We start from the raw sequence: 25,929 nt of genomic DNA on the forward strand, positions 1-25,929 counted from the left end.
ATTTCCGTAATGAAAAGACGGCGCCCTTTCGGGCGCCGTCCGTGTGAGATAGGTCCTCGCCGGCTGCTTCGCAACCGCCGGCGGCAAATTGTCGGGCATCAATTGCCGCGCACGTGCTTGCGGTGCATCTCCTCGGCGGCCGCGTCGGTCTCCACCGTCTTGTCCGGGACGCCGAAGACCTGTCCGGGGAGGATGCGGTCCGGATCGGTGATCTGGTCCTCGTTGGCGAGATAGATCGTCGTGTAGCGCACGCCCTTGCCGTAGATGCGGCGCGAGATCTGCCACAGCGTATCCCCGCGGCGGATGATGACGGAGGTCTTGCTGGCCTGAAGCGGCGCCTGCTCGACCGTTTCCGGCTCCTCGGCCGCGGCCTCGCCGCCTGCCGGGGTCGCCGCCGTGCCGCTGCCGGCGGTTTCCGCGGTGGAAGAGCCGGCCGTCGCCGGTGCTGCGCCTTCGGTCGTCGTTTCCACGGCGCCGGCGGCGGCGCTGAGCGAGGGCATGCCTTCCAGCGCCACGAGCGCCTGGCGATAGGCATCCGCGCCCGCGCCGGCCGGAACGGCGGCCAGGCGGTCGAGCGCGGTGGAGGCCCAGCCCTTCAGCTTCTCGATGGCCGTCGCCACGTCGCCGGTCGTCTCGGCCGGGACGGTGAAGCCGACGATCTTCTGCAGGGCAGCTTCCAGCGCCGAGCGGCCGGTCTGGATTTCGGCCGCCGTGGCGTTGCGGCCATCGGCGAAGAGTGCGACGAACTTCTGGTGGATCGCCGCGGTCTGTTCGACCAGTGCCTCGACGGAGCCGTCAGCCGCGGCCGCGACATTCTCGGCCATGGTCTGCGCCTTCTCGATGGCCGGTGCGACCGCATCCGCCACCGCCGTCTCGATGGAACCGAGCGCGGCCCCGACGGCAGCAGCGTCCTTCGGCAGCGCACGCAGGCGGGCAAGCGCATCTGCGGCAGCGGCCGAAGCCTTGGCGGCCATCGTGCAGGCGGCGTCGCCCTCTTCTTCGCCCGGCTTGAATTCGGCGAGCGACTTCAAGGCGATTTCCGTCGCCGAGCGGGCTGCGGCCAGCTGTTCGGCGGAGGGAACCGCACCGTTGGCGTAGAGGCCCCTGAGCAACGCGAGCGCCTTGTCGGCATCGCCGCGCAGCTTGTCGAAGGTGCTGCAGCCGATCAGGCCGAGCGCGGCATCGGAGGCGCCCGTCGCATTGTCCTGCGCCACGACGGCAGCGACCTGCTCGCCTTCGGGACGATCGAACGGCACGGAGGCGCGAAACTCGACCTTTTCGCCATCGGCGCTCATGATATCGGCCCGGATCGTGTGGCGGCCGACCGAGAGATCGATCGTGCCGTCGGCCACGAAACGGCCCTGCTCGTCCGCCTTCGTTTCGCCGACGAGCGTGTCATCGGCATAGAGGCGGACCAGCGCGCCGGGCTTGGCGGTGCCGGCGATGAACATGCGCCGGCCTTCCAGCTCGACGGCCGAAACGCGGGCCTGCGCTTCCTTGGCGACGGCCTCGGGAGCAGCCGCCGTCGCGGCATCGCCTGATGTCGTTGCCGCGTCCTCGGCCGCGCTGGCGGTGTCGCCCGCGGCAGGCTGTTCGCCTGCGGCCGTACCGGCATCCGCAGACGCGGTCTCGGTTGCCGGCTCGGTTGCCGGCTTGTCGACCGTTTCGCCGGCCGGGGTGGCGGTCGGGGTGGCGGTCGCGCCCTCGGCGGCGGTGCCGGCGGTCTCGGTCGTGGGAACTGTGATCAGGCGGCTTGCCTCGCCGGGACGGGAGACCATGGCAAGCAGATCGCCCGCGCCGTCCTTGGGCACGGAAACGGTCGCGACCTCCTCGGAGGTCTTCGACGTGCCCTTGTCGTCCTTCGTGTTGAGGGTGAGCTGGTAGTCACCGGCAGCGAGCGGCTGGTCGAAGACGGCGGCGAAATCGCCGGACGGGCCGATATCGGCCGTGGCGACGACCGTATCGCCGTTCTTGATCTCCAGCTTGCTGTTCGGCTGGCCGCGGCCGGCAATGACCGTGGAGCCATCGGGCTCGACGCGCAGCACGTCGAAGGACGGCGTGACCAAGCTCTCGCCCGGCGTGGCCGGCGTCGCATCCGCCTTCGCGGTTTCCTGCGTGGCCGTTTCCTGCGTTGCGGTCGCGTCCTGTGTCGGGGTGGCTTCAGCGCCCGCGGTACCGTCGGTCGCGGCGGTCTCGCCGGCGGCTTCGGTCGTGCCGCGCGCCTGCTTGCCGGCTGCCGTGGTGGTATCGCCGCCGCCTGTGGCCGGCGTCTCGCTGGCCGTCGAGACGGTGGTTTCGGCCGGCTTGTCCGTGTTCATGTTGGGCAGCACGAAGAAAACCATGAGCAGCGTTGCCGCCGCCAGCACGATCAGGGCCACCAGGCCGGTCTTGTTCTTCATCATCAAATCTCTCTCTGTCCCGGTTTCCCGGGGAGTTCCCTGCCCGAATTGCTATCGATTCCCGATGGCTCGCACAAGGTTTGCAGCCTTCAGGAGCCTCCCACGCGCGCATTTTCCGTCATTATCCTTGACGGGCCCGCGGGCGGGTGGCTGAATCCGACCCATGAGCGAACATTCAATGCCGATTCGATCCGTCTGTGTTTACTGTGGTTCCCAGCCGGGACGCGATGCAGCCTATGTCAACGCCGGGCGCAGCCTGGGCAAGGCGATGGCGGAAAACCATCTGCGCCTCGTCTATGGCGGTGGCACCAAGGGTATCATGGGCGCCGTCGCCAGCGGCGTGCTCGCCCACGGCGGCCGCGTCACCGGTATCATACCGCAATTCCTCATCGATATGGAGGCCACGCGGCATTCGCTCGGCCAGCTCAGCGAACTGATCGTCACGCCCGACATGCACGAGCGCAAGCACAAGATGTTCGAGCGCTCCGATGCCTTCGTCGCCCTGCCGGGCGGCATCGGCACGCTGGAGGAAATCGTGGAGATCATGACCTGGGGGCAGCTCGGCCGCCACCGCAAGCCGATGGTCTTCGCCAATATCGGCGGTTTCTGGGATCCGATGCTCAAGCTCATCCGCCACATGGCGGACGAAGGCTTCATCCACACCGCCCATCTCGTGCAGCCGCTCGTCATCGACGATCCCGAAGAGATCGTCTCGACCCTGCTCGACCATTGGGCGAGCCAGGTGGACCGCGAGGGCGAGGCGGAGATCATCGCGCGGCTCTGACGCGTCGTCATCCGGCAGAAAACCGCATCATGGCCGGGCACGTCCCGGCCATTGTCGTTCGCGACAGAGGCCGCTATTCGGCCGGCTTCACTTCGGCGGCGGCCAGGCGGCGGTTGCGCGCGCTGCGCAGCATGGAGCCCGAATAGATGAAAAGTGCCGCCCATATGAAGACGAAGGCGATGAGCTTCACCGTGCCGAAGGGCTCGCCGAAGGCGAAGACGGCGATGATGAAGATCATGGTCGGCGCGATATACTGCATGATGCCGATGGTGGAGAGGCGCAGAAGCTTCGCGCCGTTGGCATAGACCATCAACGGGACCGCGGTGACGATGCCGCAGGACAGGAGCCACAGCACATCCGCCATGCCGGTGTCGCCGAAATGGCCCTGCCCCGTGGATTCCAGCCAGATGACATAGCCGATGGCCGGCACGCTGAGGATCAGCACTTCGAGGAAGAAGCCCTGGTTCGGCCCGATCGGCAGCGCCTTGCGGCAGAAGGCGTAGAAGGCCCAGGAAACGCACAGGCTCAGCGACACCCAGGGCAGACCGCCCGCGTCGAAGGCGAGAATGGCGACGGCGACGGCGGCAAGCGCGATCGCCACGATCTGCGCCCGGTCCAGCTTCTCCTTCAGGAGGACGGCGCCGAGGAAGATCGAAAACAGCGGATTGACGTAATAGCCGAGCGCCGTCTCGATGGCGCGGCCCGCGCCGATGGCCCAGACATAGATGCCCCAGTTGATGGTGATGAGCACCGCCGTCAGCGTCGCCATGCCGAGCATGCGCGGCGAGCGTAAAGCCGCCTTGATATCGGCGGTGCGGCCCAGCCAGACGAGGACGAGGCCGGCGAGCGGTACCGACCAGATGATGCGGTGCGCGACCACCTCGGCCGCCGGGATATGCGCCACCGCCTTCATGAAGAACGGCAGGAAGCCCCACAAGACATAGGCTGTCAGGGCAAAGGCGAAACCGCGCGGCGAATCGCCGGTCTGCGGGCCGCTGGAGGAATTGGCGTCGGCCATGGGTGTCACTTCCCGTCGATTTATGGATTTTTCGACGGGAATACTCCAACCGCGATGAATGTACCAATTCATTCCGGTGAAGGGATGCATGAGCGGCATTGAACCTGCCGCCCGCGTTACTCCGCCGCGACCTTGCCCGCCTCGCCCCGGTTCTTCAGGAGCTTGTAGACGATACTGTCCATCAGCGCCTGGAAGGAGGCGTCGATGATGTTGTCGGAGACGCCCACCGTCCACCAGCGCGCGCCGGAGGCATCGGTGGATTCGATCAGGACGCGGGTGATGGCCTCGGTGCCGCCGTTGAGGATGCGCACCTTGTAGTCCGCAAGCTCCAGATCGGCGATCTCCGACTGGTACTTGCCGAGGTCCTTGCGCAGCGCGAGGTCGAGCGCGTTGACCGGGCCATGGCCCTCGGCGACGGACATCATGGTCTCGCCATCGACGACGACGCGCACCACGGCCTCGGACACGGTCTTCAACTGGCCGTTTGCATCGTAGCGCCGCTCGACCATCACGCGGAAGCTTTCGACATGGAAGAAATCCGGCACAGAGCCCAGCGTCCGGTAGGCCAAGAGCGCGAAGCTCGCATCCGCGCCCTCATAGGCATAGCCGGTGGCCTCGCGTTCCTTGACGATCTGGATGAGGCGATCGAGCTTCGGATCGTCCTTGGCGACGGTGATGCCGCGCAGCTTCAGCGCATTGATGAAGTTCGCCTTGCCGCCCTGGTCCGACACCATGACCTTGCGCAGGTTGCCGACGCTTTCCGGCGTGACATGCTCATAGGTGCGCGGGTCCTTCAGCAGCGCGGAGGCGTGGATGCCGGCCTTGGTGGCGAAGGCGGAGGCACCGACATAGGGCGCCTGATGGTCGGGCGAGCGGTTCAGCAGTTCGTCGAACGTGTGCGACAGCTTGGTGAGGCCTGTCAGCATGTCGGCGTCGATGCCGATGTCGAAGCGTTCGGCATAGGTTTCCTTCAGCGCGAGCGTCGGGACGAGCGTCACGAGATTGGCGTTGCCGCAGCGTTCGCCGATGCCGTTCAGCGTGCCCTGAACCTGGCGCACGCCCGCTTCGACGGCGGCGAGCGTGTTGGCGACGGCCTGTCCGGTGTCGTTATGGGCATGGATGCCGAGGTTTGCGCCCGGCACGCCGGCGGCGATGACGGCCTCGACGATGGCGCGCACCTCGGCCGGCTGCGTGCCGCCATTGGTGTCGCACAGCACGACCCAGCGCGCGCCGGACGCAAAGGCCGTGGTGGCGCAGGCCAGCGCATAGCCGGGATTGGCCTTGTAGCCATCGAAGAAATGCTCGCAGTCGATCATCGCCTCGCGGCCGGAGGCGACGACCGCCTTCACCGATTCGGCGATGCTTTCGAGGTTCTCCTCGTTGGAACAGCCGAGCGCCACGCGCACATGATAATCCCAGCTCTTGGCCACGAGACAGATCGCGTCGCTTTGCGAATCGAGAAGGGCGGCGAGGCCGGGATCGTTCGAGGCGGAAATGCCGGCGCGCTTGGTCATGCCGAAGGCGACAAATTTTGCGCGCGTGGTGCGTTTCCTTGCGAAGAATGCCGTATCCGTCGGGTTGGCCCCGGGATAGCCGCCCTCGACATAATCCAGGCCGAACGCATCCAGCATGCCGGCAATCGCGATCTTGTCCTCGACGGAAAAATCGATGCCGGGCGTCTGCTGGCCATCGCGCAGCGTGGTGTCGAAAAGATAGATACGGTCTTTTTTCATCTGTTCCCTCCCTGGGAACGGTCTGTCTTACTGTTTGCCCGCGAACTTGTCCGTCGCGTAGATCAGGCGATCGAGGATGCCGGGCTCGGAATAGGCGTGGCCGGCGCCCTCGATCAGGTAGAATTCCGCTTCCGGCCAGGCCTTGTGCAGCGCCCAGGCATATCTGGCCGGGCACGGCATGTCGTAGCGGCCATGCACGATGACACCGGGAATGCCGGTAAGACGACCGGCGTCTCGCAGGAGCTGCCCCTCCTCCATCCAGCCGGCATTGACGAAGAAATGGTTCTCGATGCGGGCGAAGGCGTGGGCGAATTCGTCCTCGCCGAACTTGTCGCTCGTCGACGGCTCGGGCAACAGGGTGATCGTCTCGCCTTCCCACAGGCTCCAGGCCCTGGCGGCGGCAAAACGCGTCGCCTTGTCGTCGCTGGTCAGGCGGCGATGGTAGGCGTGCATCATCTCATGGCGTTCTTCCGGCGGGATGGGCGCGATGAAACGCTCCCACTTGTCGGGAAACATTTCCGAGACGCCGAACTGGTAGTACCAGTCGAGCTCGCCCTTGGTGAGCATGTAGATGCCGCGCAGGACGAGTTCGGACACGCGCTCGGGATGCTTTTGCGCATAGGCGAGCGCCAGCGTCGAGCCCCAGGAGCCGCCGAAGACCTGCCACTTCTCCGCGCCGGCCATTTCGCGCAGCCGCTCGATATCCTCGACAAGGTGCCAGGTCGTGTTGGCGTTCAGCTCCGCATGCGGCGTGGACCGGCCGCAGCCGCGCTGGTCGAACAGCGTCACGTCGTAGAGGCCGGGATCGAACAGGCGGCGATGGCTCGGGGAAAACCCGCCGCCGGGGCCGCCGTGCAGGAACACGGCCGGCTTGGCGCCCGGCGTTCCCGCACGCTCCCAATAGATGACATGGCCATCGCCGACATCGAGATGGCCGGATGCGTAGGGTTCGATCTCGGGATAGAGGCCGCGCAGGGTATCGCTCATAATTTCAGTCCGTGTTCTGGCCAGTTTTCGGTGTCGTGGTCGGGATGCTGGAAGGAGATGATGCCCTCCTGCTGGCTGTAATAGTCCGGGTCGTCGTGAACAGGGGCGGCAAAGATCTGCTCCACCCAGGGCAGCCGCGAGCCGTAGTTGACCTGGATCTGCGGGGCGAGATCGCTGCGGTCGTCAAAGGCGCCGATGGCGATCTCCAGGCCGCCGGGATGCTTGTAGGTCAGCGGCGTGCCGCATTGCGGGCAGAAGCCGCGGGCGATGTTGATGGAGGACTGGAAATAGGCCGGCTCGTTGCGCGGCCATTCAACCTCGCCCTCAGCCGTCACCAGCGGACCGAAGAAACCGCCGAACTGCTTCTGGCACATGCGGCAATGGCAGATCGACGGACGGCCGAGCTTGCCCTTGATGCGGAAGCGCACCGCACCGCACTGGCAACCGCCGGTTCTCACTTCCTGCTCTTCCTTGCTCATGACGATATCCTTCAACGGTTTAAGGAATGGATGGCGACGGCGGCGATCAGCGCCGACTCGGTGGCGACGAGATCAAGTCCCTTGCGGGGAAAACCGAGGCTCGTCGTCACGTCGGTCATCGACGATCCTCCGGCGGCCATTCATCGGTATCGTGGTCGGGATGCTGGTAGGAGACGAGATCGGCGAGGAAGGACGCGGCGTCCTGATCGGCCATCGTGTCCTCGCCGGGCAGCTCGGGGATCGTATCGACATAAGGCAGCTTCGCCTCGATGCCCCACTGGATGCGAGGGGCGATCGCGGCGGGATCATCGAAGGCGGCGATCGTCAGCGCCACGCCATCCGGCGCCTCGTAGGTCAGCGGCGTGCCGCAATCGGCGCAGAAGCCGCGATAGCCGTGGTTGGACGAGCGGAAGCGTTTCGGCGCGCCCCGCGTCCAGGTGAGCACCGCATCGCGCACGGAGACCAGCGGCAGGTAGAAATTGCCGCTCGCCTTCTGGCACATGCGGCAATGACAGACCGACGCATCGCCCAGCGCCCCCTCGACACGAAAGCGCACCGCCCCACACTGGCAGCCGCCGGTTTGAGCGGATGCGGTCACCGCTTCACCTCCCAGGTCGTCACGCGTTCGCCGGTTTGGGGGTCCTTGCCGTCCTTGAGCTGGATGCCCTTGGCGGCGAGGTCGTCGCGGAGTTTGTCGGCCTCGGCAAAGTTCTTGGCCTTCAGCATTTCCAGGCGCAGCTGGATGAGGCTTTCGATGCTGTCCTCCAGCGCCTGGGAGACCTTGGCCTTCTTCGGCAGGACCCCGAGAAGCGCGGCGCTGGCGGCGAAGACCGGGAGCATCAGCGGGTCGCTGTTGGCGCATTGGGCAAGGGCGTGCAGCGCCTGCACCGCGCCGACCGTGTTGAGGTCATCGAGAAGGGGCGCGAGCACGGTCTCGTCCACGCGGCCTTCCGCCGGGTTGCCGCCGGCCGGCCATTTGGCGAGCAGGCGTTCGGCCTCCTCCAGCCGCTTGACGGAAAAGTCGATCGGCTCGCGATAATGGGTCATCAGCATGGCGAGCCGCAGCACCTCGCCGGGCCATTTGCGGCCGCCGAATTTTTCCTCGTGCAGCAGTTCGTAGATGGTGACGAAGTTGCCTTCCGACTTCGACATCTTGCGGCCTTCGACCTGCACGAAGCCGTTGTGCATCCAGACATTGGCCATGACCGTCGTGCCGTGGGCGCAACGCGACTGGGCGATCTCGTTCTCGTGGTGGGGGAAGATCAGGTCGAGCCCGCCGCCATGGATGTCGAAGACCTCGCCGAGATAGGCGGCCGACATGGCGGAGCATTCGATGTGCCAGCCCGGACGGCCGCGGCCCCAGGGCGAATCCCAGCCTGGCTCCTCCGGCGAGGAGAGCTTCCAGAGCACGAAATCGCCGGGGTTCTTCTTGTGTGCATCGACAGCGACGCGGGCACCGGCCTGCTGCTCGTCGAGATTGCGCTTGGAGAGCTCGCCATAGTGCGCCGTCGAATGGGTATCGAACAGAACTTCCCCATTGGCTTCATAGGCATGGCCGCGTTCGATCAGACGCAGAATCAAGGTGATCATGTCCGATTTGCCATCGTCGCGCGGCTGCACGAAATCGGTGGCGCGCGGCTCGTGGGTCGGCTCGAGGCAACCGAGTATCTTGACGTCGGAATGGAACTGGTTTGCCGTCTTCTCCGTCACCCGGCGGATCGCCTCGTTCAGCGACAGGGAGCCGTCGGCGATCTCATTACCGAAATCGCGCAGCGCCCGGGCGTTGATCTTGTCGTCGAGGTCCGTGATGTTTCTGGCATAGGTAACGTGGCTTTCGCCGTAGATGTGGCGAAGCAGGCGGAACAGCACGTCGAAGACGATGACCGGACGCGCATTGCCGATATGGGCGAAGTCATAGACCGTCGGGCCGCAGACATACATGCGCACGTTTTGCGGATCGATGGGCGCAAGGGGCGCCTTGGTGCGCGTGAGCGTGTTGTACAGCGTCAGGACCGGCTTTTCGGCCATTAGAATCTCCCAAAATGCAGAAACCCGGCTGGCCGGGTCGTTGTCATCCAGGGATTTCGGGGGACGAAAACGGCCGAGCCAGCGCGTGCGCTAGCGAATAATGCTCCGGCGAAGGCAGAGTACCGTTTTCATGGTGTGCTTTATTGCGCCCCGCAGGCGTCCGGTCAAGCGGGTGGGAGGGCGGCGATGCGAAAATCCTGCCGCTTCTGTTCCCCGGGTGACTGGCCGTCGGGCCGGGACATGCGAGAAGAGGCCTTCACCGCATGAAAAGGATCCACCGGATGAAGACCGACAGGACGCAGATCGACCTCGCCACACGCCATAACCCGCTCGCCATTCGCGCCGTCCTGGCGGCCGCCATGCTGGCCCGGCCACGCCCGCGGCCTACCCGCTGATTGTGTGCGCCGGTCACAATTGTTGATCAAAAACCCCGTGCTTTCAGCGGTTTGCCGCAGAGCGATCAAAATTCGGGCAGAATTCGGCCGGAAGGCTGCGTTAAATTCATAGCTCATCGAGAGCGGCGACCGGAGGGAACACACGGGGCTGCCTCGCCAACAGATCTGAGGAGAATGAAATGTCGACCGCCAAAACCCAGCCTGCTCCGCAGGGCGCCACGAAGGAAAGCCTGCAGACGCGCTACAAGCCGCTCGGCCTGCGCGCCGTCGTCGCGGCCACGCAGTGCAAGCCGGAGATCAAGAGCGCGGACGCCAACAGCAAGCGCGATATCCCCGCCGTGCTTCAGGCGCTGCACGACTGAGCGGACACCGCTCAGAACAGCGACAGCTGACCGGATGAAGGGGGCGCGTCAGCGCCCTTGTCGTTTTTGGGCGCCGGCACGGCGATGACCTCCTCGACCGGTTCGAGGATCTCGGGGCCCATATTGGCGACCTTGTTGACCTTGTCGGAGACCGGGATGGCCTCGAAGAAACCGTCCTCGATCGGCTTCATCAGATCGAGCACGTCGCGCGGCTCCTGCGTCTTGCAGTCGAGCCAGCGGGAAAAATCCTCCGGGCGGATGACGACGGGCATGCGGTCATGAATGCGGGCGATGTCGTTGTTGGCCGCCGTGGTCAGGATGGCGCCGGTATCGACCTCGGACCCGTCGGCCGAGGACCACGTCTCCATCAGCCCGGCAAAGGCGACGATCTCGCCCTTTTTCGGGCGGATGAAATAGGCCTGCGACTTGGCGCCCTTCTCCGGCGGCCGGCGCCATTCGAAAAAGCCCGTCGCCGGCACGAGGATGCGGCGGTGGCGCATGGCGGCCTTGAAGGACGCCTTGCCGATGGCCGTCTCGGCGCGGGCATTGATGAGCAGCGGAAACTCGCGCGGGTCCTTCACCCAGCCGGGCATGAAGCCCCAGCGCACCAGCATGGCCTTGCGCTCCGGCAGGTTGCTGCCCTTCTCCTGCCGCTCGCTCGCGACCACGATGACGATCGGCTGGGTCGGCGCGATATTGTAGCGCTCCGTCAGGTCGTCGATCTCGGCAAGGCTGAAGAATTCGCGCGCGAGATCGGTCTTGGCCAGCAATGCAAATCGTCCACACATGGCGTCGTCATCGCACTTTGCCTATAAGGGGTCAATGAAGCGCCAGCGAACCGGATCACGATGACGACGCCCAGGATATCCAAGCCCGCCTCCTCCGCAATTCTCGAGCGCGACGGCCGCTATCTGCTCGTGCTGCGCAGCAAGCCGCCGTCGAAGGCCATGTATGCCTTTCCCGGCGGCCGCGGCGAACCGGGCGAGACGGCTGCCGAAACGGCGCTGCGCGAACTGGCCGAGGAAACCGGCATCCGGGGCGAAAACCCCGAACTCTTCGCCACCTACGATCTGTCCGGCCCCGAGGGTGCGCCCGGCAGCCTCGCCTTCTTTCTGTCGGTGTTCAAGGTGAAGGCCGATCCGCAGGCCGTTGCCGTCGCGTCCGACGATGCGGCGAGCGTCGGCTGGTACACGGCCGCCGAGATCGCCACCATGCCGGCACCCGACAGCGTGCGCGACTGTATCGCCCGGCTCGAGGCCGAACGGCTGGGGATCAGCGCATGATTCGCCTTCTTCTCCTGTTCAGCCTTGCGCTGGCCACGCCGGCGCTCGCCCAGAAGGCGAAGGGCGAAGCCTCGGCCGCGACGCCTGCGACCCCCACCGTGGAGGAAAAGCCCGCCCCCTATGACGAGCGGCTGGAGCGCCTGTCGGAGATCCTCGGCGCGGTGCATTACCTGCGCAATCTGTGCCTCGGTCAGGCGGAGGACAACTGGCGCGCCGACATGCAGCGCCTCATCGACATGGAGGCGGCGGGCGAGCCGAAGCGGCAGGAAAAGCTGACGGCGGCATTCAACCGTGGATACCGGTCCTTCGCCGCCATCTATACCGCTTGCACCGACTCGGCAGTTGTCGCAGAACAGAGATACCGTAACGAAGGTGCAACACTTGCCACAGAAATAACCGCACGCTTCGGAAATTAGGGATTAATTAACCCCTTTTTACCTGACCCAGTGCCGTTTTGGGAAAAGGCTGCTAAGGTCGTTAACAGAGCAGTAAGAACTGAATGCCGCGCATGGACCGATTGATGGAACCTACTCTCAACGATATCGACGAGATGATCGTGCACGAGAAGATGCAGGCCGCTCTGGAATACCAGAACGAGGCCTGGGCCGACGGAATGGCTGACGGCATCGAGCCCGAAATCATCGCCGATGCGGCGATCGCTCTTGCGCTTCGCGAGACGATCCGCACCCAGGGCGAACGCGGCGCGGAAGCGATGCTCGAGGCCCTGCGCGAGCGTATGCTTGCCGGCGAATTTTCCCCCGAGCGTATCCTGCAATAGGCTGGAATTTTGATCATGCGCATACCGACGGACGGTAAAACGCTGCTTCGCGGCAGCCTCATCGTATTGTCGGCGCTGTTTGCGACAACGGCGCTCACCCTGCCCGCACGCCCCGCCTTCGCGCTCAGCGAGTTGAAGAAGGAAGAGGTCGAGGTGCCGCAGAAGCCCGCCGAGGGCGAAAAGGCGGCGCCGGTCGAGGAGGAGCAGGAGAACGCCACTCCCGTCGAACTGCCGCAACCCGACCCGCTGATCCGCAAGCGCGATTCGGTGACGGAGCCCGCGGACGAGCCTGCCGTCACCGACGACAAGCCCGCCGAAGAGGAACCGCAGGCACCCGTCGAAGTCCTCTATGACATCGAGAAGGCGCCCGAACCGGTGCGCCGCATGCGCCAGCTGATCGTCGAGGCCGCGGCCTCCGGCGATATCGAGCGCCTGCGCCCCCTGCTCGGCAAGGGCGTGACCGAAACCCAGGTCTCCATGGTCGAGAGCCAGGAAGGGCCGGTCGAGACCCTCAAGGGCCAGTCCGGCGATTCCGACGGCATCGAGGTCCTCGCCATCCTGCTCGACGTGCTGGCGACGGGCTATGTCCATGTCGGCCAGGGCACGCCGGACGAGATGTATGTCTGGCCCTATTTCACCGCCAAGCCGCTGGCCGGCCTCACGCCGCCGGAAAAGGTCGAGCTGCTGCGCATCGTCACCGCCGGGGACTTCGCCGACATGCAGGAATTCGGCAGCTACAACTTCTACCGCGTCGGCATCGCGCCGGATGGCCAGTGGAAGTTCTTCGTGACCGGCGACTAGGGCCAGCCGCCCTCACCTGTAAAGCCGCCAGTCGGCAGCCTTCGATCTGGAAGGCTGTCATAGCGGCTTTGCGCGCTGCGGCAAGAGGCCCGACCTTGCGAAAGGCGCCCGGCCGTTCTACCTCTGTTTCGATGGGTGCATCGACGCACCGCCTGCGCCGGGCGTTTGCCGGCGCGCGAGATATCTGGATCCTGCCATGCCTTCCGTCACGCTTTCCGGCCGCGCCTTTCTCCATATTTCCGGCAAGGACGCCGAGACCTTCCTGCAATCGCTGATCACCACCAATCTGCCCGAGTTGGCCGAGGGCGAGATCAGGCCCGGTGCGCTGCTGACGCCGCAGGGCAAGATCCTGTTCGATTTCCTGATCCGCCGCGATGGCGAGGGCGCCTTCCTGATCGAGACGGGCGCAGACCAGCGCGACGCGCTCCTGAAACGGCTGACCATGTACCGGCTGCGCGCCGCCGTCGACCTTTCGGTCGTGGACGGCGACAGCGTGACGGTCGCCTGGGACGAGGCGCAAGCCGGGGCGCCGCATGACGGCCGTTTCGCCAAGGCGGGCATTGCCCTGTCGCGCGTGCCCGGTGCGGCCGGCAATGACGACCCGGCCCTCTACGATCTCCTGCGCATCGAGGCGGGCCTGCCGGAAGCCGGCCGCGACTATGCGCTGTCGGACGCCTTTCCGCATGACGTGCTGCTCGATCTCACCGACGGGGTCTCCTTCCGGCAGGGTTGTTATGTCGGCCAGGAGGTCGTCTCGCGCATGCATCATCGCGGCACGGCGCGCCGCCGCCCGGTCATCGTCAAGGGCGAAGTGGCGCTGCCCGACAGCGGCGCCGAGCTTATGGCCGGCGGCAAGCCGATCGGCACGCTCGGCAGCGTCGCCGGCACGCTCGGGCTTGCCATCGTGCGCATCGACCGCGCGGGCGAGGCCATCCAGTCCGGCACGCCGATCACGCTCGACGGCGCGCCCGTGACGGTGGAACTACCGCACTGGACCGGGCTCGCCTTCCCGCAGGATGCCGCGGAGGCTCCCGCACCATGAGCGGAACGGTGCGTTCCAGGACCGAGCCGCGCGCCTGGCAGCGCATGCTGTCGGGCCGGCGCCTCGACCTGCTCAACCCCTCGCCGCTCGATGTCGAGCTGTCCGATATCGCCCACGGGCTTGCCCGCGTCGCGCGCTGGAACGGCCAGACCAACGGCGACCATGCCTTTTCCGTCGCGCAGCACTCGCTGATCGTGGAGACGATCTTCCGTCACCAGAACCGCTGCGGCGTGGACGAATGCCTGATGGCGCTGCTGCACGATGCGCCCGAATATGTGATCGGCGACATGATCTCGCCGTTCAAGGCGGTGGTCGGCGGCGGCTACAAGACGGTGGAGAAGCGGCTGGAGGCGGCCGTGCACCTGCGCTTCGGCCTGCCGCCCGTCACGCCCGCCGCCGTGAAGGCGAAGATCAAGAAAGCCGACCAGGTCGCCGCCTTCTTCGAGGCCACCGAGCTTGCCGGCTTCTCCCATGCCGAGGCCGTGAAGTTCTTCGGCGCGCCGCGCGGCATCACGCTCGACATGATCGACATCACCCCCGTTCCCGCGCTGGAAGCGCAGCGGCTGTTTAGCGCGCGGTTCGGGGCGCTGGAGCGGGAACGCGGCCTCACCGCCGCGGCGGTGTGACGATGGGCACGATCATCGTTGCGCCGCTCGGCAAGATCGCGGAACTCGCCGTGCGCCACCGCTGCCGCGAGATGCTGAGCCTGATCGCCCCGCAGCAGAACTTCCATCGGCCCGCCGTCATCGCCGGGGACCGCCACTTGATCCTCGGCGTCAACGATATCGCCTTTGCCGGCACCGGCAGGCTCGTGGCGCCCGGTGAAGAGCATGTCGACGCCATCATTGGCTTCGCGCGCGCATGGGACCGCCAGGCGCCGCTTCTCGTGCACTGCCAGATGGGCGTCTCCCGCTCTCCCGCCGCCGCCCTCATCGCCGCGCTGGCGGTGGCGCCGGACCAGGACGATCACGACCTTGCGCAGCGCCTGCGCCGCGCCTCCGTTCAGGCCACGCCCAATGCGCGGCTGATCGAGATCGGCGACCGGATGCTGGGCCGTGGCGGACGGCTGGTCGCCGCCGTCAAGGCGATCGGCCGCGGTGCGGACTATGTCGGCGACAGCCCCTTCTCCTTCTCCGCCATGCCGGAGCCTGTCGCGCCATGAGCGAGGCCCGCGCCCGACCGCCGGTGGAGATCGGCCTCAATGCGGCGGTGGTCGCGATCTCGGGCGGCCGGCCCTCAATTCTTGCCATCAGCGGCGACGGGCCCGACGGCCGCGACGCGCTGCCCTTCGGCCCTTTCGACCCGCGCCAGCACCGCACCTTCGAAACCAGCCTGAGGGCGAGCGTGGAGGCGCAGACCGCGCTGAAGCTCGGCTATATCGAGCAGCTCTATACCTTCGGCGACCGGGGGCGGCAGAAGCTGCCCGATGAGGCCGGCACGCATATGGTGTCCGTCGGTTATCTTGCGCTGACCCGCACGGATGCGGAGGCCACGGAGCAGCTGGCGGAAGCGGGTGCTGCCTGGCGCGACTGGTACAGATATCTTCCCTGGGAGGACTGGCGGCAGGGCCGCCCCGCCGTCATCGACCAGATCATCCTGCCCGCGTTGCAAAACTGGGCGGCCGAGCCGCCGCCGGAGGAGCGCGCCGGCGCCGCGCCCTCGCCGCGCACCCGCATGCGCCTCGCCTTCGGCCTCGACGACTTTCCCTGGGACGAGGAACGCGTGCTGGAGCGTTACGAACTGCTCTACGAGGCGGGTCTGGCCGAGGAGGCCGTGACCGACGGGCGCGGCACATCCTGTCTCAGCGCCCCGGGCGTGGCCATGCGCCACGACCACCGCCGGATCCTCGCCACCGCCATGGCGCGCCTGCGCGGCAAGATCAAATACCGCCCTGTCATCTTCGAGCTGATGGCGCCGGAATTCACCCTCACCGAACTCCAGGCGAGCGTCGAGGCGATTTCCGGGCGGCACCTGCACAAGCAGAATTTCCGCCGGCTCGTGGAGGGCGCCGAACTCGTCGAGCCCACGGGCGGCTCCACATCCGCAACGGGCGGCCGGCCGGCCGCCCTCTTCCGCTTCCGCCGCCGCATTCTGGAAGAACGCCCCGCGCCGGGCCTCAAGGTCGGTATGCGCTAGGCGAGCGAACCGGGGAACCTATTGCTTTCCCTGACATTTGGCCTTCGACATCAAAAGTGGAAGGGCTCATGGAACAACAGGTCAACGAAGCCGTCGTCGCAACACGTGCCGCACTCACCCAGGCGAGTGCCATGGCCGTGCAATATTCCTTTTCCATCCTCGGCGCGGTCGTGCTGCTCCTGCTCGGCTGGTTCCTGTCGCGCATTCTCCACGGCTGGGCGCTGAACGGGCTCAAGCATGTGCGCGGCATCGACACCACGCTGGCGCATTTCTTCGCCAACGCGCTGCGCTACGCCATCCTCATTCTCGTTTTCGTGACGGTACTCGGCCAGTTCGGCGTGCAGACCGCCTCGATCATCGCGGCCCTCGGCGCCGCCGGCCTGGCCATCGGCCTGGCCCTGCAGGGCACGTTGCAGAACATCGCGGCCGGCATCATGCTTCTGGTGCTACGGCCGTTCCGGGTCGGCGAGTACATCCAGACCAAGGATGTTTCCGGCACGATCATCGAAGTCGGCCTGTTCGCCACCGAAATGAAGACCAGCGACGGGCTCTACCTGCTGGCACCGAACTCCACGCTCTGGAACACCCCCGTCACCAATTTCAGCCGCGAGCGCATCCGCAAGCATGACCTGGAGGTGACGGTGCCGGGCGACCGCAATATCGATGACGAGATGGCGCGCCTGCTGGCGATTGCGCAGGAAGACCCGATGATCGAGAGCGTGCCCGCGCCGCAGGTCTTCGTCGACAGCCTGAGCGACAGTGCCGCGACGCTGAAGCTGCGTTACTGGGTGTCCACGCCGCAATGGTTCAAGATCACCCGGGACATGAACCGCCGCGTGCGGATCGCCTTCGGCCAGAAGGTGGCCGGGCCCGAGCCGGATGCGGCACCAGCCGGCTGACATCAAAGCATTTCCGGCGACTATCGGTTCGCCGGAAATGGTCTCTTCGTGTTTTGATATCGTCGATGCCGAAGCGATCCGGCTTCGGCTCGAACGCTAGCGGATCACCGCGCAGGCCAGCCGGTCGCCGGCGCCGCCAGCGGGATCGGTGCGGTTATCATCCGAGCCGGCATGGACGATCAGCGCACGGCCGCGAATGCCGCGCTCCTTGTCGTCGAGACGAACCAGCGTGGAATAGATCTGGGCGCGCATGACGCCGTCCTCCGCGACATACTGGTTCGGCAGGTCGCCTGCATGCGGACCGTTGGCGGACAGGAAGCCATGTTCCTTCTCATCGGGATTGAAATGGCCGCCCGATGCCTTGTGGCCTTCGGCATGGTCATCGCAGTTGCCCGTTTCGTGAACGTGCAGCGCGACCCATTTGCGCGGCTCCAGGCCGGAAACTTCGACTTCGAACAGCACGCCGCCGCTTGCCGCCGTGAGATGGGCGCGGCCGGTCTCCTTGCCGGACTTGTCGACGAAATCCGCCTGGGCGGTGTTGCCGGCCTGCTGGGCGAGCGCGGGCAAAGCGAGCGCCACGGTGCTCGCCGCGGCGGCGAGTGCGAGAATTTTCAACATGATACGTCCTTCCGGTTGGTTGGTCCTGAAACCGGAACGCATCGTGCGTAAGGGTGTTCCGCCGTGTTCAGCCGACGACGACGTCGAGGCCGATATCGAGCGTCGGCGCCGCCATGGTGATCTTGGACGTCGAGATATAATCGACGCCGGTCTCGGCGATGGCGCGGATCGTCTTGAGGTTGACGTTGCCGGAGGCCTCCAGCTTCACGCGGCGCGGATCGGCGGCGTAGGTGGCGTCCGTCAGCCCAGCGCAATCGCGGTTGATCTCGACGGCGCGGTAGAGCAGTTCCGGCCCCATATTGTCGAGCAGCACGACGTCGGGCTGGGCCTCCAGCGCTTCCTCCAGCTCCTCCAGCGTCGTCACCTCGACCTCCACCTTGACCAGATGGCCGGCAAAGGCGCGGGCGGCGCGGATGGCGGGCGCGACGCCACCGGCGACGGCGATGTGGTTGTCCTTGATGAGGATGGCATCGTCCAGGCCGTAGCGATGCGAGGACCCGCCGCCCATGCGGACCGCATATTTCTCCAGCGCCCGCAGGCCCGGAATGGTCTTGCGCGTGCAGCAGACCTTTGCCGGCGTGTGCGCGATCTCCTGCGCGAAATGGCCGGTGTGGGTGGCGACCCCGCACAGATGCATGAGGAAATTGAGCGCGACACGCTCGGCCGAGAGCACGGCGCGCGCCGGGCCCGATACTTTCGCGATGACCGTGCCGGGTGCCAGCCGGTCGCCATCCTTCACGAAGGCCTCGAAGCGGATGTCGGGGTCCATCAGCCGGAATGCCGCGCGCGCCAGGTCGAGCCCCGCGACGATGCCCTCCTCCCGCGCATTGATCTCCGCCGTCGCCGTCATGTCGGACGCGATCGTCGCCTGGCTGGTGATATCGCCCGCCCGGCCGAGATCCTCGACAAGCGCCGCGCGCACCTGCTCCTCGACCATCAGGGGAGAGAGAACGGGAAGATGGGGCGTGGTCATGGGCTTGTCCTGTTCAGATCGTGGATGCGTGGTCGTTCACGCCGCCTTCGTTTCGGAGAGTTCGGCGACGACGCGGTCGGCTTCGGCGAGGGTGAGGAAGGTGCGGTGCTTCCAGCTTGCCTTCTGCTCGGGGAAATCGGAGCGGAAGTGGCCGCCACGGCTTTCCTCGCGCAGATAGGCGCCGGCCGCGATCAGCTTGGCGGTCGTGACGATATTGTGGAAGCGCATGCGGGTGTTCTCGCGTTCCAGCGTGGCGATCTCGCGGATCGCGGTCATCAGGCCCTCGCGGCTGCGGATCACGCCGACATGGTCGCTCATGAGGCGGCGCAGTCGCTTGAGCGCGGCGCTGTCCTCGATGGTGACGAGGTCGTCGCTCTCGCCGGCATTCTCGCCCCAGTCGTTGAGCTTGGGCTCGGGCAGCATGCCCTTGATGTTCTCGGCGATGCGTGCGGCGAAGACGACGGCTTCGAGCAGCGAATTGGAGGCGAGGCGGTTGGCGCCGTGCACGCCCGTCGAGGTGACCTCACCGGCTGCCCAGAGGCCGTCGATGGAGGTGCGGCCCTCGGCATCCGTCAGCACGCCGCCCATATGGTAGTGCACGGCCGGCACGACGGGAATGGGCCGGGTGACGGGATCGATGCCGGCGGCGATGCAGGACGCGTAGACCGTCGGGAACATGTCCGGGAAATGCGCGCCGACCGCCTTCGTGCAATCGAGGAAGGCGCCTCGGCCGGCCTGGACCTCCGCGAAGACGCCGCGCGAGACGATGTCGCGCGGGGCGAGCTCGCCATCCTCGTGGATATCGAGCATGAAGCGGTGGCCGGCGGAATTGACGAGATGGGCGCCATCGCCGCGCAGGGCCTCGGTGGCGAGCGGTGCCGGATCCCGGCCGATATTGATGGCGGTCGGGTGGAACTGCACGAATTCCGGATCCGCGATAATGGCGCCGGCGCGCGCGGCCATGCCCACACCCTGCCCACAGGCCTCCCACGGATTGGTGGTGACGGCGAAGAGATGGCCCACGCCGCCCGAGCACAGCACCACGGCGCGGGCGGGGAAATGCACGCGCCGCTTCGACTGGCCCGCATCCGGCCGTGCGACGACGCCGGAAATGAAGCGGCCCTCGCGCACCAGTTCCTCGACCACGTAACCTTCCAGCACGCGGATCGACGGGGTGTTGCGCACGGCCGCGATCAACGCCTCCATGATGGCCTTGCCGGCCATGTCGCCCTTGACGCGCACGATGCGGCGCTCGGAATGGGCCGCTTCGCGCGACAGCAGGAGCTTGCCTTCCAGGTCGCGATCGAAGGGCACGCCGTATTCGAGCAGATCGTGGATGCGGGCGGGGCCTTCGGAGACCATGAAGCGCGCCATCTTCTCATCGACGATGCCGGCACCGGCTTCGAGCGTATCGGCCACGTGCTTGTCGAAGGTATCGCCGGGGCTCATGGCCGCAGCGATGCCGCCCTGCGCCCAGGCCGAGGAGGCGCCCTGCCCGATGGGCGCGGCCGCGAGGATCGTGACGGGCCGCGGCGCGAGCTTCAGCGCGCAGAACAGGCCGGCCAGACCGCCACCGACGATGACGATATCGTCGATACCGTTCCAGGATTGCGGGCGAAAACTTTCGATGGGCATGCCTGTTTCCTCCTGCGAGCACCGAACTGATCTCCCCCCTTGTGGGGGAGATGTCACGAAGTGACAAAGGGGGGGCGACGACACCGGAGGAGGTTCACCCCCCTCTGCCCTGCCGGGCATCTCCCCCACAAGGGGGGAGATCGAAAGCCGCAACGCTCGCGTCCTGTCCCTTCGCGTCCTTCCGGTCGCGCTTCCTACTGCTTCAAATTCACCATCCGCTCGACGGCGAGGCGGGCGCGGTCGGCGATCGCCGGGTCCACCACGACCTCCTCCGTCATGGTCACCAGGCTGTCGAGGATCTTCGGCAGCGTGATGCGCTTCATGTGCGGACAGAGATTGCACGGCTTGACGAAATCGACGCCGGGCAGTTCGGCCTGGATATTGGAGGCCATGGAGCATTCGGTGACGAGCAGGACGCGCGAGGGACGGTTGTCCTTGACATAGTTGATCATGCCCGCCGTGGAGCCCGCGAAATCGCAGACGGAGATGACATCAGGGTGGCATTCCGGATGCCCGATGATCTCGATGCCGGGATGGGCTTCCTTGTAGGACAAGAGCTCCTGCGGGGTGAAGCGCTCGTGCACCTCGCAATGGCCCTTCCAGGTCAGGATCTTCTTGTTCGTCTGCTTGGCGACGTTCATCGCCAGATATTCGTCGGGAATGCAGAGGACGGTGTCGCTCTCCAGGCTTTCGATGACGGCCAGCACGTTGGACGAGGTGCAGCAGATATCCGTCTCCGCCTTCACATCCGCAGACGTGTTCACATAGGTGACGACGGGCACGCCCGGATAGCGCTCCTTCAGGAGCCGCACATCCGCGCCGGTGATCGAATCCGACAGCGAGCAGCCGGCTTTGGAATCGGGGATGAGGACGGTCTTTTCCGGGTTCAGGAGCTTGGAGGTCTCCGCCATGAAATGCACGCCGCACTGGATGATGATCTCGGCATCGACCTTGGTCGCATCGCGGGCGAGCTGCAGCGAATCGCCGACGATATCGGCGACGCAGTGGAAGATCTCCGGCGTCTGGTAGTTGTGCGCCAGGATGACCGCGCCGCGCTCGCGCTTCAGCCGGTTGATGGCGGCGACATAGGGCGCATAGACCGGCCATTCGAAGGCCGGGATGAACTGCTTGACCTTCTCGTAGAGGTGCTCGGTCTCGCGGGCGATTTCGGGCGTGAAGGTGAGGTCCGGTTTTTCAAGGACGCCGAAGCGCTCCGCTGCGGTGAGCGGACGCGGTGCATCGGCTGCCGGCGCATGCTGGGCCAGAACGGTCATTAAACCCTCCTCTTCCACCGCCCTCCGGCGGCGTCGCCATTTTGCTCAAAATGAGCATAATGGCCTTAAAACAAAACCGGCATGGCCGGTGGTTCTGATTTAAAAACTTTTGTGACGGTTTGCAAGGAGCGGCGCCCGAAATCCTCGTGGCGCCGCCTCGTTTCGTTCAGGCGACGGCCGGCCGCGCCACGGCTTTTTCCTCGATGGGCCAGTGCACGATGGCAGCGAAGATGCCGAGCACCACGCCGAGCCACCAGACCGGATCGTAGGTGCCGAAATGGTCGTAGAGATAGCCGCCCATCCACACGCCGAGGAACGAGCCCACCTGGTGCGACAGGAAGACGATGCCGCCCAGCAGGCCGAGATGCTTGGTGCCGAACATGATGGCGACGAGGCCATTGGTCGGCGGCACCGTGGAAAGCCACAGCAGGCCCATCACGATGGCGAAGATGATGACGGAGGCGGGCGACTTGGGCAGCAGGATAAAGGCCGAAACGGCGACCGAGCGGGCGATGTAGATATAGGCGAGGAAATAGGGCTTGGAGTAGCGCTGGCCGATGACGCCGGCGGCCAGCGAACCGATGATGTTGAAGAAGCCGATCAGCGCCAGGCTGATCACCGCATAGCGCGCATCGATGCCGATATCCCCGAGATAGGCCGGGAAATGCGCGGTGATGAAGGCGACCTGGTAGCCGCAGACGAAGAAGCCGGAGACGAGCAGCAGATAGGAACGGTGGCCGAGCGCCTCGCGCAGGGCCTCGCCGATCGTCTGCTTGTATTCGCTCGCCGCGGTGATGCCGGACGAAGAGTTGCCGCGCAGCGGAATGGCGATCAGCGGCACGAGCAGCATCAGCATGCCGAGATAGACGAGACTGTCCGACCAGCCATAGGCGCTGATGAGACCCTGCGACAGGGGCGCGAAGAGAAACATGCCGGCGGAGCCCGCCGCCGTACAGATGCCGAAGGCCATGGAGCGCTGCTCGGGCGTGACATTGCGCGCGAAGGCCGACAGCAGGATGCCGAACGAACCGGACCCGACGCCGAGCCCGACCAGCACGCCGCCGCCGATATGCAGCCAGAGCGGCGAGGTGCCGAGCGACATGAGGAACAGGCCGAGCGCATAGACGAGGCCGGAGACCAGCAACACCCGCCAGGTGCCGAACTTGTCGGCGATGGCGCCGAAGAACGGCTGGCTGAGGCCCCAGGCGAGGTTCTGCAAGGCCATGGCGAGGCCGAAGGTCGTGCGATCCCAGCCGGTATCCTGCAGCATCGGCAGCTGGAAGAAGCCCATGGCCGAACGCGGGCCGAAGGTGAGCACGGCGATCAGCGAGCCGGCGACGATGATGCCCCAGGGCATCGGGCGGCTGGCGGAGGGTGTCGCAAGGGTGGTCGGGGCGGACATGGCGGTCTCCAGATCGGGTTGCCGAACCTAGGCTTCGCCATCGATGAACAAAAGCGAATTTAATTGACCGGAAGATCAGCGGCGCTGATGGAATCCGGCCGGCTTTCCCGCCCTGCCAGATCGACTTGACGCGGGGCGATTTTAGGCGCATCTCCACCGCAGGCGTCACAGGACGCCAAACCAAACCGGATAAGACAATGGACCCCGACAGTAGACGATCGAGAGCAGTCGAACGATCTGTCCGGTAGCGGCTTCACGCTTCGCTCCGGGCGGTTCGCCTGCCCTCAAAGGAGTGAAGCATGCTGCAGATTTACGCCCGCAGGGCCGACCGTTTTTGCCTGCGCGAAATTTCCAACCCGGCCATCGAGCAGGCGATCTCGCCCGCCCTCTGGTATGACCTGCTCAGCCCGACGCCCGCGGAAATCAAGGACGTCCAGGAGGCCCTTCACGTTTCCATCCCCACGCGGGAGGAAATGGAGGATATCGAGCTGTCGGCCCGGCTCTATCAGGAGGACGGCGCGTCCTTCATGACCATGACGGCGCTGACAAACCTCGACAGCGACGAGCCGGCCAAGACGCCGATCACCTTCATCCTGCGGGGACCGACGCTGATCACGGTGCGCCATGCCGACGCCAAGCCCTTCTCCACCTTCTGCACGCGGGCGCTGCGCGGCAACGGCCACAGCTACGAGACGGGCGAGGATGTCATGCTCGGCGTGATCGAAGCGGTGATCGACCGGATGGCGGATGTGCTGGAACGGCTCGGCAACGAGATCGACGGCATTTCGCGCGGCGTGTTCCGCAGCACGAAGGCCTCCTCGCGCAAGAAGACGCGTGACCTGGAGGCGCTGATCGAGCAACTCGGCCGCAAGGGCGATTTCCTGAGCGGCGTGCGCGAAAGCCTCGTCAGCATCTCGCGGCTCGTCGCCTATCACGCGGCTCTGGAAAGCCCCTCACGCCGGCCCTCCAAGGAGGTTCGCCAGCTGGTGAAGCTCGTGCAGCGCGACGCCACCTCGCTGGGCGACCATGCGGCCTTCCTGTCCGGCAAGATCAACTTCCTGCTCGACGCGACACTCGGGCTGATCAATCTCGAGCAGAACCAGATCATCAAGATCTTCACCGTCGCCTCGGTCGTCTTCCTGCCGCCGACGCTGGTCGCGTCGGCCTATGGCATGAACTTCGAACTGATGCCGGAACTGCAATGGCACTTCGGCTACCCCTATGCCGTCGGCCTGATGGTCATCTCCGCGCTGATGCCCTACCTCTACTTCAAGCGGCGCGGCTGGGTCTAACCGCGCACCTTCATCGGCCAGCGCTCGGTGCGCGCCTTCGTCACGCGCACCGGGTCGCCGAGGCGGATTTCGCCTTCGTTGCGCGGGACGGCGTTCCAGCCGAACAGGACGCCGGGGACACGCCGGTCGGCGGACATGCGCTTTTCGGCGAGCCCCTGGATCGGATTTCCGCCGATGCGTTCGCCCGTCGTCTGGTCCTGTGTTGTCATGATGCAGCGGGCACAAGGCTTGACGAGGTCGAAGACGACACCGCCCACCTCGATCGTCTCCCAGAGGTCCTCGGCCCAGGGCTCGTCGCTCGACACGAGGATATTGGTGCGGAAGCGATCCATGCCGACCGGCTCCTGCCCTTTTTCCGTCAGCGTCGCATTGAGGTCGGCGAGCGATGCGGTCGTCGTGACGAGAACCGGAAACCCGTCGGCAAAGCCGACAGGCGCCGCACTACCCGCCCATGCCTCGCCTTCCGCGCGACGGGCCAGCGCATCCATGTGCACGAGCTTGACGGGCCGGGCGAACCATTCCGAAAGCGCCTCGTTGACCGCGGGATCGGCGACCGCCGCGTTGACGGGCGTATCCCAGATCACGACATCGAGGCGATCCTCCGGCTCGAAGCTCGCGAAGAGCTGGCGGCCGTCCATTTCGAGATGCAGGCTTTCACCGACTGCCGTGGCTTCGACCCGGGCCAGCGCCTGCAATTCGCGCTGGGTGATGAAACGGCCGTCTGGCTCGACGATCATGTAGCGCCGGTCGCCGGCCAGGCCGTCGATGCGGACGGTCGCCGTTTCCAGCGGAATGGCGCGGCCGCTCTTCAGCGGATGGATGTTGAGGCCCTCGACCTGCATGACGGCGATCTTTCCTGACATATCGATTCAAATCCTTGCCGGATCGATTCAATCCGGCATCACAAAAGCATGTTTTTCCTCAGATTTCATCCAGCATCATGTCGCGGATGACGCGCAGGCGCTGCGTCCTTTCCGCCGCCATGCGGCTGCCGGTCGGCGTGCAAAAGCCATCGGCGAGCCTGAAGAGCTTCACCTCGAAATGATCGATGGCGAAGGCCTTGTCGTCGAGCGGGCGATTTTCGGCGAGCGGATCCATGGGATCGTAAAGGCCGCTGCCCATGCGCCCGGCAATGTAGAAGCAGCGCGCCGCGCCCATCATGCCGATGGCATCGAGACGGTCGGCATCCTGAACGATCTTCGCCTCCAGCGTCTCCGGCGCAATATTGGCGGAGAAGCTGTGCGTGAGAATGGCATGCGCGACGGCGGCGATGTCCGCCTCCTGCCAGCCTTCGGCGGAAAGCAGGCTCGAAGCCTTTTCCGCGGCAAGGCGCGAGGCCTGCGCCCGCAGCGGCGAATTCTTCTCCACGGCCACGCAATCGTGCAGCAGAACGGCGGCGGCAAGCAGCCGCAGGTCGCCGCCCTCCTCGGCCTGGATGCGGCGGGCGTTCTTCCACACACGGATGAGATGGGCGGCGTCGTGCGAGCCGTCATCGGCGGCGAAGGCCTGCGGCAGCAGGCGTTCGGCAAGGTCTCCGAGCGGCGAGAATGCAGCGGCGAGGCAAGCGAAGGACATGGAGCGATCCCGGAATGGTGCCCCTTCCCTAGCCCG

27 protein-coding genes are annotated in these 25,929 nt (G+C 65.9%); 12 read left to right on the plus strand and 15 right to left on the minus strand.

Annotated features, from left to right (window positions below):
- Positions 1–98: 98 nt before the first annotated feature.
- Positions 99–2,402: a LysM peptidoglycan-binding domain-containing protein gene (locus GR158_RS22370; RefSeq protein ID WP_246665759.1), complete on the minus strand. Its 2,304-nt coding sequence runs from the start codon at positions 2,400–2,402 to the stop codon at positions 99–101.
- A 160-nt stretch (positions 2,403–2,562) separates the two neighbouring features.
- On the opposite strand from GR158_RS22370, the gene GR158_RS22375 reads away from it, so the two are divergent.
- Entirely contained in the window at positions 2,563–3,183 is a 621-nt protein-coding gene (locus tag GR158_RS22375) for a TIGR00730 family Rossman fold protein (protein WP_134649812.1), read from the plus strand.
- Positions 3,184–3,256: 73 nt separating this feature from the next.
- Here GR158_RS22375 and rarD read toward each other — a convergent pair whose 3' ends face one another.
- From rarD to cysS, 6 genes are all read right to left on the minus strand, one after another.
- Positions 3,257–4,201, minus strand: coding sequence for an EamA family transporter RarD (rarD, locus tag GR158_RS22380; protein ID WP_134649811.1), 945 nt, complete (start codon positions 4,199–4,201; stop codon positions 3,257–3,259).
- Between the two features lie 116 nt (positions 4,202–4,317).
- Positions 4,318–5,934: a citramalate synthase gene (cimA, locus tag GR158_RS22385; protein ID WP_160872657.1), complete on the minus strand. Its 1,617-nt coding sequence runs from the start codon at positions 5,932–5,934 to the stop codon at positions 4,318–4,320.
- A gap of 27 nt (positions 5,935–5,961) precedes the next feature.
- Positions 5,962–6,921 (minus strand): prolyl aminopeptidase, encoded by a 960-nt coding sequence (gene pip, locus GR158_RS22390; RefSeq protein WP_160872658.1) that lies wholly within the window; start codon positions 6,919–6,921, stop codon positions 5,962–5,964.
- Complete coding sequence (locus tag GR158_RS22395; protein WP_134649808.1) at positions 6,918–7,400, minus strand: GFA family protein; 483 nt, start codon at positions 7,398–7,400, stop codon at positions 6,918–6,920. The genes pip and GR158_RS22395 overlap by 4 nt, the downstream gene beginning before the upstream one ends.
- Positions 7,401–7,515: 115 nt before the next feature.
- On the minus strand, positions 7,516–7,998 hold the full coding sequence (locus GR158_RS22400; RefSeq protein ID WP_134649807.1) for a GFA family protein: 483 nt from the start codon (positions 7,996–7,998) through the stop codon (positions 7,516–7,518).
- Positions 7,995–9,428, minus strand: coding sequence for a cysteine--tRNA ligase (gene cysS, locus GR158_RS22405; protein WP_160872659.1), 1,434 nt, complete (start codon positions 9,426–9,428; stop codon positions 7,995–7,997). Before cysS ends, GR158_RS22400 begins: the two co-directional genes overlap by 4 nt.
- A gap of 574 nt (positions 9,429–10,002) precedes the next feature.
- Between cysS and GR158_RS22410 the strand changes: the two genes are divergently transcribed.
- Complete coding sequence (locus GR158_RS22410) at positions 10,003–10,185, plus strand: hypothetical protein (RefSeq protein WP_160872660.1); 183 nt, start codon at positions 10,003–10,005, stop codon at positions 10,183–10,185.
- A gap of 11 nt (positions 10,186–10,196) precedes the next feature.
- Here the strand turns inward: GR158_RS22410 and GR158_RS22415 are convergent, their stop codons facing one another.
- On the minus strand, positions 10,197–10,973 hold the full coding sequence (locus GR158_RS22415; RefSeq protein ID WP_160872661.1) for an SOS response-associated peptidase: 777 nt from the start codon (positions 10,971–10,973) through the stop codon (positions 10,197–10,199).
- A gap of 60 nt (positions 10,974–11,033) precedes the next feature.
- Between GR158_RS22415 and GR158_RS22420 the strand changes: the two genes are divergently transcribed.
- The 9 genes from GR158_RS22420 (at position 11,034) to GR158_RS22460 (ending at position 17,124) form a co-directional block, all read left to right on the plus strand.
- Complete coding sequence (locus tag GR158_RS22420; RefSeq protein WP_134649931.1) at positions 11,034–11,468, plus strand: NUDIX domain-containing protein; 435 nt, start codon at positions 11,034–11,036, stop codon at positions 11,466–11,468.
- Positions 11,465–11,884 (plus strand): TIGR02301 family protein, encoded by a 420-nt coding sequence (locus tag GR158_RS22425; RefSeq protein ID WP_160872662.1) that lies wholly within the window; start codon positions 11,465–11,467, stop codon positions 11,882–11,884. The genes GR158_RS22420 and GR158_RS22425 overlap by 4 nt, the downstream gene beginning before the upstream one ends.
- A 92-nt stretch (positions 11,885–11,976) precedes the next feature.
- Positions 11,977–12,246 carry a hypothetical protein gene (locus tag GR158_RS22430; RefSeq protein ID WP_134649802.1) on the plus strand — a complete coding sequence of 90 codons (270 nt, stop codon included), beginning with the start codon at positions 11,977–11,979 and terminating at the stop codon, positions 12,244–12,246.
- A gap of 15 nt (positions 12,247–12,261) precedes the next feature.
- On the plus strand, positions 12,262–13,047 hold the full coding sequence (locus GR158_RS22435; protein WP_160872663.1) for a hypothetical protein: 786 nt from the start codon (positions 12,262–12,264) through the stop codon (positions 13,045–13,047).
- A 196-nt stretch (positions 13,048–13,243) separates the two neighbouring features.
- Positions 13,244–14,089 carry a folate-binding protein YgfZ gene (locus GR158_RS22440; protein WP_160872664.1) on the plus strand — a complete coding sequence of 282 codons (846 nt, stop codon included), beginning with the start codon at positions 13,244–13,246 and terminating at the stop codon, positions 14,087–14,089.
- A complete protein-coding gene (locus GR158_RS22445) occupies positions 14,086–14,715 on the plus strand; it encodes a YfbR-like 5'-deoxynucleotidase (protein ID WP_160872665.1) in 630 nt (209 codons plus the stop codon). Before GR158_RS22440 ends, GR158_RS22445 begins: the two co-directional genes overlap by 4 nt.
- 2 nt (positions 14,716–14,717) lie before the next feature.
- Positions 14,718–15,251 carry a tyrosine phosphatase family protein gene (locus GR158_RS22450; RefSeq protein ID WP_160872666.1) on the plus strand — a complete coding sequence of 178 codons (534 nt, stop codon included), beginning with the start codon at positions 14,718–14,720 and terminating at the stop codon, positions 15,249–15,251.
- The gene (locus GR158_RS22455; RefSeq protein WP_134649797.1) at positions 15,248–16,225 is read left to right on the plus strand and encodes an NAD regulator; all 978 of its coding nucleotides are present in this window, start codon (positions 15,248–15,250) and stop codon (positions 16,223–16,225) included. Before GR158_RS22450 ends, GR158_RS22455 begins: the two co-directional genes overlap by 4 nt.
- Positions 16,226–16,293: 68 nt before the next feature.
- Positions 16,294–17,124 carry a mechanosensitive ion channel family protein gene (locus GR158_RS22460; protein ID WP_160872667.1) on the plus strand — a complete coding sequence of 277 codons (831 nt, stop codon included), beginning with the start codon at positions 16,294–16,296 and terminating at the stop codon, positions 17,122–17,124.
- A 96-nt stretch (positions 17,125–17,220) separates the two neighbouring features.
- On the opposite strand, the gene GR158_RS22465 is transcribed toward GR158_RS22460, so the two are convergent.
- The 5 genes from GR158_RS22465 to GR158_RS22485 form a co-directional block, all read right to left on the minus strand.
- Entirely contained in the window at positions 17,221–17,742 is a 522-nt protein-coding gene (locus GR158_RS22465) for a superoxide dismutase family protein (RefSeq protein ID WP_371731774.1), read from the minus strand.
- A 67-nt stretch (positions 17,743–17,809) separates the two neighbouring features.
- Complete coding sequence (nadC, locus tag GR158_RS22470) at positions 17,810–18,715, minus strand: carboxylating nicotinate-nucleotide diphosphorylase (RefSeq protein ID WP_134649794.1); 906 nt, start codon at positions 18,713–18,715, stop codon at positions 17,810–17,812.
- A 36-nt stretch (positions 18,716–18,751) separates the two neighbouring features.
- A complete protein-coding gene (locus GR158_RS22475; protein WP_160872668.1) occupies positions 18,752–20,350 on the minus strand; it encodes an L-aspartate oxidase in 1,599 nt (532 codons plus the stop codon).
- Between the two features lie 194 nt (positions 20,351–20,544).
- Positions 20,545–21,624, minus strand: coding sequence for a quinolinate synthase NadA (gene nadA, locus GR158_RS22480; protein ID WP_160872669.1), 1,080 nt, complete (start codon positions 21,622–21,624; stop codon positions 20,545–20,547).
- A 166-nt stretch (positions 21,625–21,790) separates the two neighbouring features.
- A complete protein-coding gene (locus GR158_RS22485; protein WP_160872670.1) occupies positions 21,791–23,026 on the minus strand; it encodes an MFS transporter in 1,236 nt (411 codons plus the stop codon).
- 299 nt (positions 23,027–23,325) lie between these two features.
- Between GR158_RS22485 and GR158_RS22490 the strand changes: the two genes are divergently transcribed.
- The gene (locus GR158_RS22490; protein WP_160872671.1) at positions 23,326–24,318 is read left to right on the plus strand and encodes a magnesium transporter CorA family protein; all 993 of its coding nucleotides are present in this window, start codon (positions 23,326–23,328) and stop codon (positions 24,316–24,318) included.
- Here GR158_RS22490 and GR158_RS22495 read toward each other — a convergent pair.
- Together GR158_RS22495 and GR158_RS22500 are read right to left on the minus strand one after the other, a co-directional pair.
- Positions 24,315–25,160 carry an MOSC domain-containing protein gene (locus GR158_RS22495; RefSeq protein WP_160872689.1) on the minus strand — a complete coding sequence of 282 codons (846 nt, stop codon included), beginning with the start codon at positions 25,158–25,160 and terminating at the stop codon, positions 24,315–24,317. The two genes, GR158_RS22490 and GR158_RS22495, sit on opposite strands and share 4 nt — an antisense overlap.
- 79 nt (positions 25,161–25,239) lie before the next feature.
- Positions 25,240–25,893 (minus strand): HD domain-containing protein, encoded by a 654-nt coding sequence (locus tag GR158_RS22500; protein ID WP_160872672.1) that lies wholly within the window; start codon positions 25,891–25,893, stop codon positions 25,240–25,242.
- Between the last annotated feature and the right edge of the window lie 36 nt (positions 25,894–25,929).

This window comes from Shinella sp. AETb1-6 (genome assembly GCF_009826875.1).
In the GTDB taxonomy this organism is placed as follows: domain Bacteria; phylum Pseudomonadota; class Alphaproteobacteria; order Rhizobiales; family Rhizobiaceae; genus Shinella; species Shinella sumterensis.

Coding starts and splice junctions, on each gene's coding strand:
- GR158_RS22370 (WP_246665759.1), bottom strand. CDS start 2,402: ATGATGAAGAACAAGACCGGCCTGGTGGCCCTGATCGTGCTGGCGGCG.
- GR158_RS22375 (WP_134649812.1), top strand. CDS start 2,563: ATGAGCGAACATTCAATGCCGATTCGATCCGTCTGTGTTTACTGTGGT.
- rarD (WP_134649811.1), bottom strand. CDS start 4,201: ATGGCCGACGCCAATTCCTCCAGCGGCCCGCAGACCGGCGATTCGCCG.
- cimA (WP_160872657.1), bottom strand. CDS start 5,934: ATGAAAAAAGACCGTATCTATCTTTTCGACACCACGCTGCGCGATGGC.
- pip (WP_160872658.1), bottom strand. CDS start 6,921: ATGAGCGATACCCTGCGCGGCCTCTATCCCGAGATCGAACCCTACGCA.
- GR158_RS22395 (WP_134649808.1), bottom strand. CDS start 7,400: ATGAGCAAGGAAGAGCAGGAAGTGAGAACCGGCGGTTGCCAGTGCGGT.
- cysS (WP_160872659.1), bottom strand. CDS start 9,428: ATGGCCGAAAAGCCGGTCCTGACGCTGTACAACACGCTCACGCGCACC.
- GR158_RS22410 (WP_160872660.1), top strand. CDS start 10,003: ATGTCGACCGCCAAAACCCAGCCTGCTCCGCAGGGCGCCACGAAGGAA.
- GR158_RS22415 (WP_160872661.1), bottom strand. CDS start 10,973: ATGTGTGGACGATTTGCATTGCTGGCCAAGACCGATCTCGCGCGCGAA.
- GR158_RS22420 (WP_134649931.1), top strand. CDS start 11,034: ATGACGACGCCCAGGATATCCAAGCCCGCCTCCTCCGCAATTCTCGAG.
- GR158_RS22425 (WP_160872662.1), top strand. CDS start 11,465: ATGATTCGCCTTCTTCTCCTGTTCAGCCTTGCGCTGGCCACGCCGGCG.
- GR158_RS22430 (WP_134649802.1), top strand. CDS start 11,977: ATGGACCGATTGATGGAACCTACTCTCAACGATATCGACGAGATGATC.
- GR158_RS22435 (WP_160872663.1), top strand. CDS start 12,262: ATGCGCATACCGACGGACGGTAAAACGCTGCTTCGCGGCAGCCTCATC.
- GR158_RS22440 (WP_160872664.1), top strand. CDS start 13,244: ATGCCTTCCGTCACGCTTTCCGGCCGCGCCTTTCTCCATATTTCCGGC.
- GR158_RS22445 (WP_160872665.1), top strand. CDS start 14,086: ATGAGCGGAACGGTGCGTTCCAGGACCGAGCCGCGCGCCTGGCAGCGC.
- GR158_RS22450 (WP_160872666.1), top strand. CDS start 14,718: ATGGGCACGATCATCGTTGCGCCGCTCGGCAAGATCGCGGAACTCGCC.
- GR158_RS22455 (WP_134649797.1), top strand. CDS start 15,248: ATGAGCGAGGCCCGCGCCCGACCGCCGGTGGAGATCGGCCTCAATGCG.
- GR158_RS22460 (WP_160872667.1), top strand. CDS start 16,294: ATGGAACAACAGGTCAACGAAGCCGTCGTCGCAACACGTGCCGCACTC.
- GR158_RS22465 (WP_371731774.1), bottom strand. CDS start 17,742: ATGTTGAAAATTCTCGCACTCGCCGCCGCGGCGAGCACCGTGGCGCTC.
- nadC (WP_134649794.1), bottom strand. CDS start 18,715: ATGACCACGCCCCATCTTCCCGTTCTCTCTCCCCTGATGGTCGAGGAG.
- GR158_RS22475 (WP_160872668.1), bottom strand. CDS start 20,350: ATGCCCATCGAAAGTTTTCGCCCGCAATCCTGGAACGGTATCGACGAT.
- nadA (WP_160872669.1), bottom strand. CDS start 21,624: ATGACCGTTCTGGCCCAGCATGCGCCGGCAGCCGATGCACCGCGTCCG.
- GR158_RS22485 (WP_160872670.1), bottom strand. CDS start 23,026: ATGTCCGCCCCGACCACCCTTGCGACACCCTCCGCCAGCCGCCCGATG.
- GR158_RS22490 (WP_160872671.1), top strand. CDS start 23,326: ATGCTGCAGATTTACGCCCGCAGGGCCGACCGTTTTTGCCTGCGCGAA.
- GR158_RS22495 (WP_160872689.1), bottom strand. CDS start 25,160: ATGCAGGTCGAGGGCCTCAACATCCATCCGCTGAAGAGCGGCCGCGCC.
- GR158_RS22500 (WP_160872672.1), bottom strand. CDS start 25,893: ATGTCCTTCGCTTGCCTCGCCGCTGCATTCTCGCCGCTCGGAGACCTT.